The organism is Apibacter muscae, from assembly GCF_007845635.1.
Taxonomy (GTDB): Bacteria; Bacteroidota; Bacteroidia; order Flavobacteriales; family Weeksellaceae; genus Apibacter; species Apibacter muscae.
Genome location: NZ_SELG01000035.1, coordinates 50,440 through 65,215 on the forward strand (window position 1 = coordinate 50,440; position 14,776 = coordinate 65,215).

Here is a 14,776-nt window from a genome sequence, read left to right on the forward strand (position 1 = left end):
TTAGATAAATGAAAAACGGTATTATTATTTTAGATTTCGGCTCTCAGTACAACCAATTGATTGGACGTCGAATCCGTGAATTTGGTGTGTACTCAGAAATACTCCCATACTATACTCCCATTGAAGATATCTTAATCCATGAACCTAAAGGAATTATCCTATCTGGTGGTCCTTCTTCTGTTAATGCTGAAGATGCACATCTTATAGAAAGAAAAATCTACGAATTAGGAATTCCTATTTTAGGTATTTGTTACGGTATGCAATTAACTTCTAAATTATTAGGAGGAGAAGTTACTGAAGGTAAAAAAGGAGAGTATGGAAAATCTGAATTTAATATTATAAAAGATAACGCAATTATTAAAGATGTTCCTAAAAACAGCACCGTTTGGATGAGTCATTTCGATGAGGTTTCAACTTTGCCGGATGGATTTGAATTAATAGGAAAATCTACAAATTCAATTGCCTGTATAGCAAACGATGAGAAAAAAATCTATGCCGTACAATTTCATCCAGAGGTTTCCCACACTGAACACGGTTCTTCTTTAATTAAAAATTTCGTTTTTGAAATTTGTAATTGTGAAAAAAATTGGGAGTTGACCGATTTTATCCAGACAGAAATTAAAAGAATACAAAAAGTTGTAGGAAATAAGAAGGTTATTTTAGGACTTTCTGGTGGTGTTGATTCTTCCGTTGCAGCCGTTTTAATAAATAAAGCCATTGGTAATCAGTTGACTTGTATATTCGTAGATACGGGTTTACTTCGTAAAGATGAAGGAGATAAAGTAATGGAGATTTACGGCGAGCATTTTAATATGAATATTAAACGTGTGAACGCACAGGAAAGATTCTTTTTTAAACTTAAGGATATTGAAGATCCTGAAAGAAAAAGAAAGATAATAGGTAACGAATTTGTCTATGTTTTTGACGAAGAAGCTAGAAAAATTGAGAATGTTGACTTTTTAGCACAAGGTACTATATACCCAGATGTTATTGAATCTCAATCAGTCAAAGGACCATCAGCAGTAATAAAATCTCATCATAATGTGGGTGGACTTCCTAAAGAAATGAATCTTCAGCTGTTAGAACCTTTGCGTGAGCTTTTTAAAGATGAAGTTAGAAAAATTGGTGTTGAATTGGGAATTCCAGAAAAATTAGTATATAGACATCCATTCCCCGGTCCTGGATTAGGAATAAGGGTTTTAGGTGCGGTCGATGAGGAAAAAGTGAGTATCTTACAAGAAGCAGATAGTATTTTTATTGAGGAATTATATAAAAATAATTTATACGACAAAGTAAGTCAAGCTTTTGTTGTCTTATTACCCGTAAAATCTGTTGGAGTAATGGGCGATGAGCGCACATATGAATATACGGCAGTTATACGTTCTGCTAATACGATAGATTTTATGACAGCCACATGGTCTAAATTTTCCTATGAATTTTTAGAATTAGTATCCAACCGTATCATTAATGAGGTGAAAGGTATTAATAGAGTAGCATATGATATTTCTTCTAAACCCCCTGCTACAATTGAATGGGAATAAATTAATCAACAATATTAAAATCCTAAATTAAAAATTTAGGATTTTTTTTATATATTAGAAATACCTAAGATTTCTTTAATATGACCAATCAAATGCAAGTTGCTATTCTATATCAAGCCCATGAACCACCTTGTATACATGGTATTCAAAAACCGATGAAAAAAGGAGGATATTCTGATAGTGGAGCTGATATAGCTTACGCTTTAAAACTTTCCCAAATATCCGTTGTAACACCTATTCAAAATCCTGATCTATATTTAGATACCGATTAGGTATTTCCTGATACAGAACAAGGAATTAATGAAGCTATTGAAAAAGGAGCTAATATATTATGGTTAAATACTGTTTTGTATAAGGATCATCCTATTGTTAAATACTTACACAGAGTAAATTTGGTTGGTCAAATACCTGAAAATGTTGAAAAATACGACGATAAATTTCAAACCAATGCATTACTAAAATTAAATAATCTTCCTGTTCCCCATTCAATTTTAATTTCTAGTAATGATATAAATTACTCAAATTTAAAAAAATTAAATTTTCCTATAGTTATTAAGCCTATAAGAGGTAGAGGTAGCCAAGGGGTTACCAAAGTAAATAATTTTGAAGAACTTTTGATTAATTTGAAGTTAATATTTGATAAAAAGGTTTATGGAACCTCTGTATACTTAGAAGAATACCTATCTGGAAACGAGCTAACCATAACCGTAATGCCACCGGGAAATTATCCTTTAAAAAATGAGATTAAAACGTTTTCTGACTTTTGGTGCTTACCACCCGTAAATAGATTTAATCATGAAAATGGAATAGCGCCTTATAACGGTACTGTAGCAGTGGTAAATAATAGTAAAGTTCTAAATAATGAAGATCGCTCAAATAAATCAATTCAACAATTAATGAATAGGTGTGAAAAAGCTGCTAAATTGGTTCAAGCCAAAGCTCCCATAAGAATCGATTGTAGAGCTAACGATGAGGGAAATTATTATTTATTTGATTTAAATATGAAACCTAATATGACTGGTGCATCTAGGCCTCATAGATTCGATCAAGATAGTCTTTCTGCATTAGCTGCAAGACAAATCGGTTGGTCCTACTCTGAACTGTTAATTAATATGTTAGGGCAAAATTGGAAGTTGTAATCAGTAAAAGCTAAATATTATCAAATTTTGAATCTTATTATTAATTTAAGTTTTACTTCTATATACAAATTTGAGTAGAAAAACTCTTATAAACAAAAAATCTCCTTTAGAATTAAAGGAGATCTTTTTAAAAATAATTCTATATTTAAAATGAAACGTTAATTCCTAACATTTTATAAAATTCTTTTAAAATACTAACATTGCCTGGCCATGCTGGTGAGGTTGCTAAATTCCCGTCTACAACAGTTTCTGAAGGCCCTACCTTCTTATAATTTCCTCCGGATAATTCCACATCAGGAGCAACTGCTTCGTAACAAGTAAGGGTTCTGCCTTTTATAACCTGCGCTGCTGTTAGTACTTGTATACCATGACAAATTGCAGCTACAGGCTTATTCACTTTAAAAAAATACTGAGTAATTTCAATAATTTTAGGATTCAAACGAATGTACTCAGGAGCTCTTCCACCGGTAATAAATAAACCATCGTAGGAATGAACATCAACCTCATCAAAAGATTTATTTATTGTAAAATTATGACCTCTAAGTTCTTGATAGGTTTGAAATCCTACAAAATCATGAATGGCAGTGGCAATAGTTTCCCCTGATTTTTTCCCTGGGCATATTACATCCACTTCAATTCCTAAAGATAAAAGTGCTTGATAAGGAACCATTAATTCGTAATCTTCTACAAAATCTCCTGCAAAAATTAAAACTTTTTTACTCATTACAATAATTTTTAACTGTTACTCTTACTAAGTTAGTGAATTTTATCTGGTAATATATTTTTGTAATTAAATTATAATAAAAAAAGCCTGAATAAATTTATTCAGGCTTCTAAAAATTTATTTAAAATCAAAGTTGAGGACCGGCAGAAACTAGTTTCTTTCCATCTTCAGTATCTGTATATTGTTCAAAATTCTTAATGTATTTAGATGCTAAATCTTTAGCCTTAACTTCCCAATCTGAAACATTGGAATAGCTGGTTCTAGGATCCAAAATATCTGACACTTGTTCTAATTGAGTAGGAAATACCAAATTTAAATATGGAATTTTGTCTTGTGGAGCATTTTCAATGGAACCGTCTATTATTGCATCAATAATTGCTCTAGTATCTTTTAAAGAAATTCTTTTTCCTGTCCCATTCCATCCTGTATTAACTAAGTATGCTTTGGCTCCATGCTTTTTCATTTTTGAAACTAAGGTTTTAGAATACATGGTAGGGTGCAAAGATAGAAAGGCTTCCCCAAATGCTGGAGAAAAAGACGGCTGAGGTTCTGTAATCCCTCTTTCTGTTCCTGCAAGTTTAGAAGTATAACCACATAAGAAATGATATTGCGCTTGTTCTTCATCTAAGATTGAAACTGGTGGCAATACACCAAATGCATCCGCAGATAAATATATAATTTTCTTAGCATGCCCGGCTTTAGAAGGCAATACAATTTTGTTAATAAAATAGATAGGGTAAGATACTCGAGTATTTTCGGTTATTGATTTATCAGTATAATCTACCGATCCATCTGGTTTAACCACTACATTTTCTAACAAGGCATCTCTTCTTATCGCTCTCCAAATGTCTGGCTCCTTTTCTTCTGTCAAATCAATAACTTTGGCATAACAACCACCTTCATAGTTAAAGACACCATTATCATCCCAACCATGTTCGTCATCACCAATTAAATATCTCTTAGGATCTGCGGAAAGTGTAGTCTTTCCTGTGCCTGATAAACCAAAATAAACAGCAACATCTCCGTCTTCGCCCACGTTTGCTGAACAATGCATTGAAGCCATTCCTCTTAAAGGCAAATAATAATTCATCATAGAAAACATACCTTTCTTCATCTCTCCCCCATACCAAGTTCCACCAATAATCTGTACTTTTTCTGTAAGATTAAACATTACAAAATTTTCTGAATTTAAACCTTGTTCTTTCCAATGGGGGTTAGTTACTTTAGAACCATTCATTACTATAAAATCTGGTTCTCCGTAATTTTCTAATTCGTATAAAGAAGGACGTATAAACATGTTTGTAACGAAATGTGCTTGCCATGCTACTTCCATTACAAAACGAACCTTCATTCGGGTATCATTATTTGTACCACAAAAAGTATCAACTACATATAATTTTTTATTGGAAAGTTGATCGGAAACAATTTTTTTTAAACCTTTATATATCTCGTTGGTTGTGGGCCTATTTATATTTCCGTCCCACCAAATGGTATCTTCAGTTATTTCATCCTTTACAATATACCGATCTTTAGGTGACCTACCCGTAAATACTCCCGTTTTAACAGAAATAGCTCCTGTTGAGGTAACCTCACCTTTTTCAAATCCTTGATTCATTGGATCTATTTCTGCTTGAAATAATTGTTCATAAGTAGGATTATGTATAATTTCTTTTATACCTTTTATACCGTGCTTTTCTAATGATTTAATTAAATGTCCCATAATCTTTGGCTTAAACTCTTATTAATTTTGATTCGTTTCTATCACGAATTTACAATTAATACTTTGTTTAATTATCTCAATATCTTATGATAATACTCAGTTATAACTAATTATTAACCAATATATATCATACGTTTTCAATGAAATCTATCTTTTCTTTGAATAATAATAAATTCTTTTCATTGATAAGACTGCCAGTATAAAATAAAACAACGCAACTCCCCAAAGATTAAACCAAATAGGTTTTATTTCTGATAATGTTGCACCGTATTGGTTTATAGCTATAAATCCTCTAGAACCTAAGGTAGAGGGTGAAAAAATGGAAATTATTTCAATCCATTTGGGGAAAGATTCTTTGGGCCAAGACAATCCGCATAAAAATAATGCCGGAATGGAACTTAAAGTAATAACCATAACAGCATCTTCCCTCTTTTTAAACAAATTCGTCAAAAATATACCCAAAAAACAAACTGCGAGAAAAAAAGGCAAAAGAAATAGTATTGCTTCCCAAGGATTGCCTCTATGAGGCAAATCAAATATGGGTACAACTAATCCCATTTGCAAAATGATTATTAGAGTAGAAATAAGTGCATAAGCGCCTGAGCGACCTAAAACAATAAACAAGCTACCTAATGGTTTTGAAATAAAAGGATAAGTTTTCTCAAAATTCCCTTTTTCTCTTTGTGTTCCGCCCAATACTCCTATGGTTGTTAATTGCACTAATTGCAAAGCAATTATAAAAACTACAGGCATTAAAAATGTGGCATATCCGGAATTTATATTGAATAATGATATGGATATTGGCTGTACAGACCTTCTTACAGCAGTAGCTTCAGTCTGGGTTAAGCCGGAAGACATAAGTTTACTTACTTCTACCTGCGCGCTTAAAGTGCCCACGGCTGTAACAACTGCCTTTTTCATCTGCTTATAATAAAGCATATAAGAAGCGTCGTAATAGGCTGAAATAGTTGCTACTTGACCTTGTTGTATTTTTGAGGAAAAATTACTAGGAATAAATAGTATACCATCTATTTTTCCTTGATTATATAATTCTTTTGCTTGATCTATACTAGTAGAGTTATGAGTGACTTCCACTTGTTGTGAAGCATCTAACATTCGTATAACTTTATGGCTAAGCTGGCTTTGGTTCTGATCAACCACAGCTATAGGCACTTTGGTAATAATCTCGTTAGAATATACATAGGTATAGACAAATCCTACAATCAGGGGCGTTATTATATAGGTTGTGTAGGCAGCTGAATCTGAAAAAATTAATTTTAATTCTGTTGTAAAACTATTCCCGATAGTTGCTAAGTATTCAAAAATTTTTTTAAGCATGGTATCCGCCTTTTTTTAGCAATATTCTATATTTATAAATGGATAAAAAGCCAATAATTATAAATATACCAAATGCTAAGTAATAGTTTAGTTCCAAATGGTTGAATGATATGCCTCTTATAGCATAATCTACGATTAATCTTAAATAGGAAGTGAATGGGAAGATATAATTTATATATTGTACTACTATAGGCATTCCCATAGCAGGAAATGTATAGCCCGTAAAAGAAAAAGATAGGGCTGCAAAACCTCCGCCAAAAGTTAATGCCGATCTTAGATCTTTTGAAATGCTAACAAAAAATATTGACATGAACTGACATACTACTATGAAACACAAAAAAAATAAGTTTATAGCAAAAAAACTGCCTTGCAATGGAATTTTTATATAATAAAATAGAAGTGAGTTCATAAAAAAACCGATAATTGTAAAAACAAGGGTATATGGCAAAATTTTCCCCCAATACACTACCCATATATTTTGACAACCTTGTTCTAATAGTTGGTTTCCATTATTATATTTTAAAACATTTCCTAAAACATATATGCTAACCACCATAATAACTATTTGTAATGCCATGGGCATTAAAGCTATATTTAAATAGTAAGAATAATTCGTATAGGGATTAAAAAGAATATGCTCATCAATTTTTATGGGTACAGTATTAGCCATTGCTTGAGAGGGCATTTGACCTTTTTTATTTAAAGTTTGCAAATGAACGCCAGCTGAAAAAGTAGATGCAACTGTTTGAAAAGCACTATTGATCAAACTACCAGCTAATATATATTGCCCATTGTAATAGCATATGACATTTACAGAATTCCCTTTAAATAATTTTTTTTCAAAATCTCTAGGTATTACGATCAGAGCATAAGAGTTTTCAGATTTAATTTTTTTTTCTCCTTCCTTATAATTATTTACTGTACTTGTAAATTTTAGAGTTGGAGATGCATCAAACATCCTTATTATTTTTCTGGATGTTTGTGTATTATCTTGATCACACAATACTACGGGTAAATCTCTAGGTACACCCGAATACATTAATTTAGAATAGTAAAAGAATATTGCAACAGGAACTATAAATATGAATAATAACAATCTAGGGCTAGTAAATAACCTAATAAACTCTTGTTTTAGAATTGATAAAAAGCCCTTAAACATTTCCATTATTTTTTCAAAGATTTTTGATTGACTAAAGCAGTCATACCTGGACGTAAACCTTTAATGGGTTCTACAGGATAGGCTTTAATTTCAAAAGTTTTCATATCAAAATCTCCTTGAGTTTTGGTAGCATTCCAAGTAGCAAAATCTCCCTCAGCAGCTATATATTGCACTTGCAACTTAACCATTTGATTGTTTAATGCTGGGATTTTTGCTTCAAAGGTTGTTCCTTGACGGAAATAAGGCATTAAATCTTCTTTTATATTAAATACAACCCAGACATCGTTCAAGTCGACCAAATTAATAATAGTATATCCGGTGTTTACTAACTCTCCTCTATTGGGAATAATTTTTAAAACTTCAGCATTGGCAGGTGATACCAATTCTGCTTCTTTAATATAAGCTTCTACCTCATCTACCGCTCCTTGAGCTTGATTCAGTTTCGCAGCTGCCGCTTCTTTATCTTCTACACTTGCACCACTTAGTAATAATTTATAATTTGAATGTGCAGCATCAGCTTGGTCTTTGGTTGCTAAACTTTGCGCATAGGCCTCATCTCTTTTCTGAGCGGATACTACTTTTTCATTATATAAATTTTGCATACGCATGTAGGTCTTTTGAGCTAGCTCTGAAGCTGCTTTCGCTTGCTGCCATACGTTGTAAGCTGCTTGAATTTGTTCTGCTCTTGCCCCTTTTTTGGCTTTTTCATCCATGGCTAAAGCTGCTGCTCTCCCCGCTTTTGCCTGAATAAGTTTAGCATTTAGCTCAGGTGTACTAAGAACTGCTAGTAATTGACCTTTTTTTACTTGATCTCCTTCTTTCACTTTAATTTCTTCCAATCTACCGGGGATTTTAGGAGCAACATTGATTTGAGTGGCATCAGCTTGACCTTGAATGTAACTTTCTTCTGGTTCACTCATAAACCAAATGGATGTTCCGATAAGAGTAGCTATTACTATTATACTAAGTATGGCAGTTATGTATTTACTTTTTTTCATTCTAGTTTTTATTGGTTCATATATTGTATAAATTCTTGACTTAATCCACTATATTCTAGTAAAGAAGCTAAATCTATTACATAATTATATCTTGCTTGTAATTTTTGTAAAAGTATGCCTGAAAGATTCATTTCTGCATCCACTACATCTAGGGATGTTGCTAAACCTTCAGAAAAAGATAAAGATCTGGCTCGCAAAAGCTCTTCTGCTTGATTCACCTGAACATTAAAACTTTGTATTTGTTCCTCTTGTTTTTGTAAATCATTATAAATTTTTTCGATCATTGTTTTAATATCCGCATGCGCTTTTTTTTCGTAAAGTTCTGCGCTCTCTTTAGTTGCTTTAGCCGCCCTAATTTCATTTTTACTTTGAAGTCCTTCAAACAACGGATAAGTCAATCCAACACCTAAAACCCAAGGTTTGTCATTTTTATCTCCAAATCCTAAAGGAGTGTTATGCACTAAAACTGTTTGACCTAAGGCTAGTACAGTTGGATAATAACTAGATTTTTTAGCTTTAACGCCTTGTTCTGCAAGTTCTATTTGCAATCTAACCTTTTGCAGTTCCGGATAATTTGCAATTGCAGATTCTTGATAATATTCTAAAGGTTGCAAGAAAGGAGTTGTAAAAAAATCTGTAATTAAATCCCCTATTTCCTCTTCAGAATTTAAAGTATTGGAAAGTGCTACTCTTGCCAAAGAAGCATCCTTTAAAGATGCCTTGTACTGCCTATCCGCTTCTGCTACTGCTACATCCGCCTGTAACCTTTCAACCGGTGCGATAATACCATTATCTTCTAATTTTTTAGCATTGTAAAGGTGCCTATTCATGCCTTCCAATATCTGTTTTCTTACCAACACTGCCTCATCTGCTAATTTTACTTGAAAGTAGCGTTGAGCTAATTCTGTAATCAGCTGATTTTTTGTACTTATAAGTTCTTTCTCTCCAATATGAGCATTTATTTTAGCAGCCTCTATCCCTGCATTAATTTTACCACCTGTAAAAACTGGCCATAAAAAATATGCTCCACCAAATAGAACGTCTCTTTTCATAAGGTTGAAATTCCAATCCCCTAATAAATTAGGATTAGGTATACTTAAGATCCCACTTACCCCATTTCTTAGATTGTTTAAATTTGCACTTATGCCTTTATCAAAATATAAGGCTGAAGCATTTAACCCAATTTTTGGATATCGCAGACCCTTGGTCGCTTTTAATTCGAATTCATGTACCTCCTCTTTCTTCTCTACAGCTTTGATCAAATGATTATGATTGTTCATAATGCTCTGAGCATCTGAAAAAGTCAACATCGAAAGTTGAGAAAAGCCTAATCTAGGTAGCAAAAGAAAAGATGTTAAAGATAAAAATAATAAGGATCTTTTTATCATTCTTAATTTATTTTTTAAATTAAAATTCTTATTTTTGTTTCTTAATCCAAAAAAATGCTATATTTACATTTATTAAATTAATTATTTATTACTAGTTTTATATCAATATCATAATAACAGCTAAAAACATACTTTGTAAAAGTACCTAAAAATTAATATTTATTAACTTTTTATATTCATAAAAATCATGCCTAAGTTACTTTCTCCCTTAAATTTAAATCAGATATCATTAAAGAATAGAATTGTCATGTCACCCATGTGCCAGTACTCTTCCGATGACGGTTTTGCAAATGATTGGCATTTTGTGCATTATAGCAGTAGAGCAGTTGGTGGTGTTTCCGCAATTATACAAGAGGCAACTGCAATTAGCCCTAAAGGCAGAATCTCATATAAAGACTTAGGACTTTGGAAAGACGAACATATGCATAATCTTAATAAAATTGTTGATTTTCTTCATAAACAAAACTGTTTAGCAGGGATTCAATTATCTCATGCCGGGCGAAAAGCTAGCACGCCTGTTCCTTGGAATCCTAAAGAAAATTTAAAACTAAATAATAATTATTGGGAAAGTGTCGCCCCTTCCCCCATTCCATTTAATTCCGATTCAGATATACCTAAGGAATTGACAATACAAGGAATAAATAAAATAATTCAGGAATTTAAAGAGGCCGCTCATAGAGCAGATAAAATTGGATATGATATAGTTGAAATTCATGCGGCGCATGGGTATTTAATACATCAATTTCTATCTCCTCTATCCAATAAAAGAACGGATGATTACGGAGGAAATTTTAATAATAGAATTCGATTTCTTTTAGAAATTATTTCTGAAGTAAAAAATGTTTTATCAAAGAAGGTATCTTTATGGGTAAGAATTTCTGCTACGGATTGGATAGAAGAAGGCTGGTCAAACGAAGATTCAATTCAATTGTCCATTCTATTAAAAAATATGGGTGTAGATGTGATAGACGTTTCTACGGGCGGATTGGTAAACGCCAAAATACCTGTACAACCCAATTATCAAGTTCCTTACGCTAAAAATATTAAGAAAGAGACTGGAATAATTACTGGTGCTGTAGGCTTAATAACAAATGCTATTCAAGCGGAAGAAATTTTAGAAAATAACGAAGCAGATTTTATACTTTTAGGTAGAGAATTGTTAAGAAACCCATACTTTCCTATGGAAGCTGCATCAATATTGGGGATTAATCCTTTAATACCACCTCCATATGAAAGAGCAAAAATTGTATTTTAAAAGTTAAATTTTTCTTTGGAACTTATTTATATAATAATACTAAAAATTGTGATTTATAGAGCTCTTCAAAATCCTGAAAGGTTTTTACTGGTGAGTTATTGTTTTTTAAATAAACTTTAATAAAGTTTTCAGGTTTTCCTGTATATATTGCTTTCGCCTGCAATTCTTTATCTATGAAAATTTCAAACTCTTGACCTTTAAGACTTCCAAAGGTTAATAAAATTTCTGATTTTATAAATATTAGATTGTAAATGAAAAAATAATACTTCTCATCATTAGTTAAATTTAACGGATCTGATTGATTATTGATAATTAATAATAATTTTTCTTGATTTGGAAATAAAGAATATACATAAATATCTCCTAATTTATTTTTTCTAAATTGGATTATATTTAAGGATGTTCTATATGTAGCTATAACTATTTTTCTGTCTTCCTCTTTATAAGAACTGCAATCCGATGGAAAGTTTTGCTTATTTAAATTTATTACTTTTCTATCTAATTTTTCATAGTTAATATTAGCCTTCAATGGAATATTTCCAATAAGCACTATAAAAATTACTACATAAATTAATTTATCTTTAAACTTCACTTTTTTTCCAAATGTACTTATTTATTTAATTACAATAATACCTCTTTTATTTAATATTCATAAAAGCTAGTTTTTCATCTTTTTATAAGCTATACTAAAATGAATTGTATTATTGATCCCCCCCTGAATATACATATTCATTAACTACCATAGATTGAATCAATTTTAATTAACTTTGAATTTATAAAATCTATTACAATTTCAAAATGTTTACATTCTTGGACGCCGAATGGCAAAATAAAATTCAAACTCGCTTTTTAAAGTATGTTAGCTTTCATTCTACAAGTAAAGAAGATGTTAATAAAATACCTAGCACAGAAAGACAATGGAAAATTGCAAACTTTATTTTTAACGAATTGATAAATATAGGTTTAACGGAAGTAACTTTAGATGAAAACGGATATATCATGGCAAGTCTTCCTGCTACCTCTAAAATAGATTTACCTACGATAGGTTTTATTGCACACTACGACACTTCCCCAGATTTTTCAGGAGAAAATGTAAAACCCATAATTTGGAATAATTATGAAGGAAATGATCTTCTTTTAAATGAAGAAACCAAATTTTATTTAAGGGTTAAAGATTTTCCTGAACTTAAAGATTATATTGGACAAACATTAATAACTACGGATGGTAGCACTTTATTAGGAGCTGACGATAAAGCAGGAATTGCAGAAATTGTTACAGCTATGGAATATTTAATCAATCATCCAGAAATAGAACACGGTAAAATCTCAATTGGATTTACCCCTGATGAAGAAGTGGGTAAAGGCGCTGATTTATTTGATGTAAAAAAGTTTGGAGCACAATGGGCATATACTATGGATGGAGGTGAAATTGGAGAATTGGAATTTGAAAATTTCAATGCAGGTAGTGTATCCATTCATATAAATGGAAAAAGCGTTCATCCCGGTTATGCCAAAAATAAAATGATCAATGCTGGATTATTAGCCTCTGAATTTAATCAAGCACTTCCTAAAGAAGAAATACCTTCTCTTACTTCGGGTTACGAAGGTTTCTTTCATCTAACACAGATACAAGGGAACGTGGAAAGTTCTTTTTTACAATACATTATAAGAGACCATGATCTTAATCTATATAACAATCGTAAGAAAATTTTATTAAAACTTATAGAAGATTTTAACTCTAAGTATGGAAAAGAAACTTTCACCATTGAAATCGTTGATCAATATTTCAATATGAAAGAAAAAATTGAAAAATGTATGTTTATTATAGATTTAGCTAAAAATGCCATGCAAGAAGTAGGAGTTAAACCCAAAATAAAACCAATAAGAGGAGGAACCGATGGTGCACAACTCTCCTATAAAGGACTTCCATGTCCAAATATTTTCGCCGGAGGATTAAATTTTCATGGTCCTTACGAATTTATACCTGTTGAATCCATGGTTAAAGCTACAGAAGTTATCATAAGTATAGCTAAAAACATCGGTAAGTTTCCATCTGCCCAAAAATTAATTTCATAATAAAAGATATTTTATACACATCGAACATGGACAAAGTATATGAATTCCAGAAAAAAAATAAAGATCGATTTTTAAATGAACTCTTAGAAATACTTAAAATTCCTTCTATTAGTGCTGATTCCAATTATTCCAAAGAAATTATTAAATGCGCAAATGCAATTTCTGACAATTGTGTACTTTCAGGATTAGACAACGTTGAAATTTGTTCTACCAATGGAAATCCTATTGTTTATGGAGAAAAAATAATTCCAAAAGACCTGCCCACAGTTCTAGTGTACGGACATTACGATGTTCAACCTCCAGATCCTTTAAATTTATGGGAAAATGATCCGTTTCAACCCATTATTAAAAAAAACAATATTCATCCTGAAGGTGCAATTTTTGCAAGAGGTTCAGCAGATGATAAAGGACAAGTTTTTATGCATTTAAAAGCTCTTGAATCCTTGATAAAAACATCTTCTCTTCCTTGCAATGTAAAACTCCTCATTGAAGGTGAAGAAGAAATTGGTTCTCCTAATTTAGGAGAGTTTATAAAAAATAATAAAGATAAATTTTCATGTGACGTTATTTTAGTTTCAGATACTCATCTCTTTTCGCTAAAAGTTCCGACAATCACCACCGGATTACGTGGTCTCTGTTACTTAGAAGTGGAAATACAAGGAGCAGACCGAGATTTACATTCTGGTTTGTATGGTGGCGCTGTTCCAAATCCTATATATATTTTATCTAAGATGATTGCATCATTAATAGATTCCGAAGGTAAAATAACAATTCCTGGGTTTTATGATCAAGTTGATGAACTATCAAATAAAGATCGAGAAGAATTAAATAAAATTCCTTTTGATGAGGAGATTTTTAAAAATTCGATAGGGATTAAAGGACTGGATGGTGAAAACGGATATAATACTTTGGAAAGAACTTCCATAAGACCTACTTTAGATATTAATGGAATTTGGGGAGGATACACGGGCGAAGGTGCTAAAACGATTATACCATCCAAAGCATATGCAAAAATCTCTATGAGGCTAGTCCCCAATCAAGATCCTGACAAAATTTCTCAATTATTTATTCAGCATTTAAAAAAAATAGCCCCGCCTAATGTTACTGTAAATGTTACTTCTTTTCAAGGTGGAAAAGCCTATGTTCTACCCTCTGAACATATAGGTTATAAAGCTGCAAAAAAGGCAATGGAAAAAGGTTTTAATCTTGAAACTTTGCCTTATAGAACTGGAGGAAGTATTCCTATAATTTCTTTAATGGAAGATGTATTAAAAGTAAAGTCTGTATTGCTAGGCTTTGGACTAGATACAGATGCGATCCATTCACCCAACGAGCATTATGGAATATTTAATTTTTATAAAGGCATTGAAGTCATCCCTTACTTTTATAAATACTACCAACAGATGAAAAATGATAAATCCCATGGGTGAAAATAGAT

Annotated in this window: 13 protein-coding genes; 6 read left to right on the forward strand and 7 right to left on the reverse strand. The window is 31.7% G+C overall.

Features of this window, described 5'->3' with window-relative positions; all coding sequences use genetic code 11:
• Nucleotides 1-8 precede the first annotated feature (8 nt).
• The 3 genes from guaA (at nt 9) to ETU08_RS07895 (ending at nt 2,680) form a co-directional block, all read left to right on the forward strand.
• Nucleotides 9-1,541, forward strand: a complete 1,533-nt coding sequence (guaA, locus tag ETU08_RS07890; RefSeq protein WP_146262487.1) for a glutamine-hydrolyzing GMP synthase — start codon at nt 9-11, stop codon at nt 1,539-1,541.
• Nucleotides 1,542-1,621: 80 nt separating this feature from the next.
• Nucleotides 1,622-1,813: a hypothetical protein gene (locus ETU08_RS12050; RefSeq protein ID WP_260391073.1), complete on the forward strand. Its 192-nt coding sequence runs from the start codon at nt 1,622-1,624 to the stop codon at nt 1,811-1,813.
• A gap of 75 nt (nt 1,814-1,888) precedes the next feature.
• Nucleotides 1,889-2,680, forward strand: coding sequence for an ATP-grasp domain-containing protein (locus ETU08_RS07895; protein ID WP_260391074.1), 792 nt, complete (start codon nt 1,889-1,891; stop codon nt 2,678-2,680).
• 145 nt (nt 2,681-2,825) lie between these two features.
• On the opposite strand, the gene ETU08_RS07900 is transcribed toward ETU08_RS07895, so the two are convergent.
• The 6 genes from ETU08_RS07900 to ETU08_RS07925 all read right to left on the reverse strand — a co-directional run bounded on the left by ETU08_RS07900 (nt 2,826) and on the right by ETU08_RS07925 (nt 10,007).
• Nucleotides 2,826-3,404 carry a DJ-1/PfpI family protein gene (locus ETU08_RS07900; RefSeq protein ID WP_146262488.1) on the reverse strand — a complete coding sequence of 193 codons (579 nt, stop codon included), beginning with the start codon at nt 3,402-3,404 and terminating at the stop codon, nt 2,826-2,828.
• Between the two features lie 127 nt (nt 3,405-3,531).
• Complete coding sequence (pckA, locus tag ETU08_RS07905) at nt 3,532-5,124, reverse strand: phosphoenolpyruvate carboxykinase (ATP) (protein ID WP_146262489.1); 1,593 nt, start codon at nt 5,122-5,124, stop codon at nt 3,532-3,534.
• 147 nt (nt 5,125-5,271) lie between these two features.
• Nucleotides 5,272-6,462, reverse strand: coding sequence for an ABC transporter permease (locus tag ETU08_RS07910; RefSeq protein WP_146262490.1), 1,191 nt, complete (start codon nt 6,460-6,462; stop codon nt 5,272-5,274).
• The gene (locus tag ETU08_RS07915) at nt 6,455-7,621 is read right to left on the reverse strand and encodes an ABC transporter permease (protein ID WP_146262539.1); all 1,167 of its coding nucleotides are present in this window, start codon (nt 7,619-7,621) and stop codon (nt 6,455-6,457) included. Before ETU08_RS07915 ends, ETU08_RS07910 begins: the two co-directional genes overlap by 8 nt.
• A 5-nt stretch (nt 7,622-7,626) precedes the next feature.
• The gene (locus ETU08_RS07920; RefSeq protein ID WP_146262491.1) at nt 7,627-8,619 is read right to left on the reverse strand and encodes an HlyD family secretion protein; all 993 of its coding nucleotides are present in this window, start codon (nt 8,617-8,619) and stop codon (nt 7,627-7,629) included.
• An 8-nt stretch (nt 8,620-8,627) separates the two neighbouring features.
• On the reverse strand, nt 8,628-10,007 hold the full coding sequence (locus tag ETU08_RS07925; RefSeq protein WP_146262492.1) for a TolC family protein: 1,380 nt from the start codon (nt 10,005-10,007) through the stop codon (nt 8,628-8,630).
• Nucleotides 10,008-10,194: 187 nt separating this feature from the next.
• Here ETU08_RS07925 and namA point away from each other — a divergent pair, with 187 nt between their 5' ends.
• Entirely contained in the window at nt 10,195-11,262 is a 1,068-nt protein-coding gene (gene namA / locus ETU08_RS07930) for an NADPH dehydrogenase NamA (RefSeq protein ID WP_146262493.1), read from the forward strand.
• Nucleotides 11,263-11,284: 22 nt separating this feature from the next.
• On the opposite strand, the gene ETU08_RS07935 is transcribed toward namA, so the two are convergent.
• Nucleotides 11,285-11,854 (reverse strand): hypothetical protein, encoded by a 570-nt coding sequence (locus ETU08_RS07935; protein ID WP_146262494.1) that lies wholly within the window; start codon nt 11,852-11,854, stop codon nt 11,285-11,287.
• 206 nt (nt 11,855-12,060) lie between these two features.
• On the opposite strand from ETU08_RS07935, the gene pepT reads away from it, so the two are divergent.
• Nucleotides 12,061-13,338: a peptidase T gene (pepT, locus tag ETU08_RS07940; protein ID WP_146262495.1), complete on the forward strand. Its 1,278-nt coding sequence runs from the start codon at nt 12,061-12,063 to the stop codon at nt 13,336-13,338.
• 26 nt (nt 13,339-13,364) lie between these two features.
• Nucleotides 13,365-14,768 carry a dipeptidase gene (locus ETU08_RS07945; RefSeq protein ID WP_146262496.1) on the forward strand — a complete coding sequence of 468 codons (1,404 nt, stop codon included), beginning with the start codon at nt 13,365-13,367 and terminating at the stop codon, nt 14,766-14,768.
• Nucleotides 14,769-14,776: the final 8 nt, after the last annotated feature.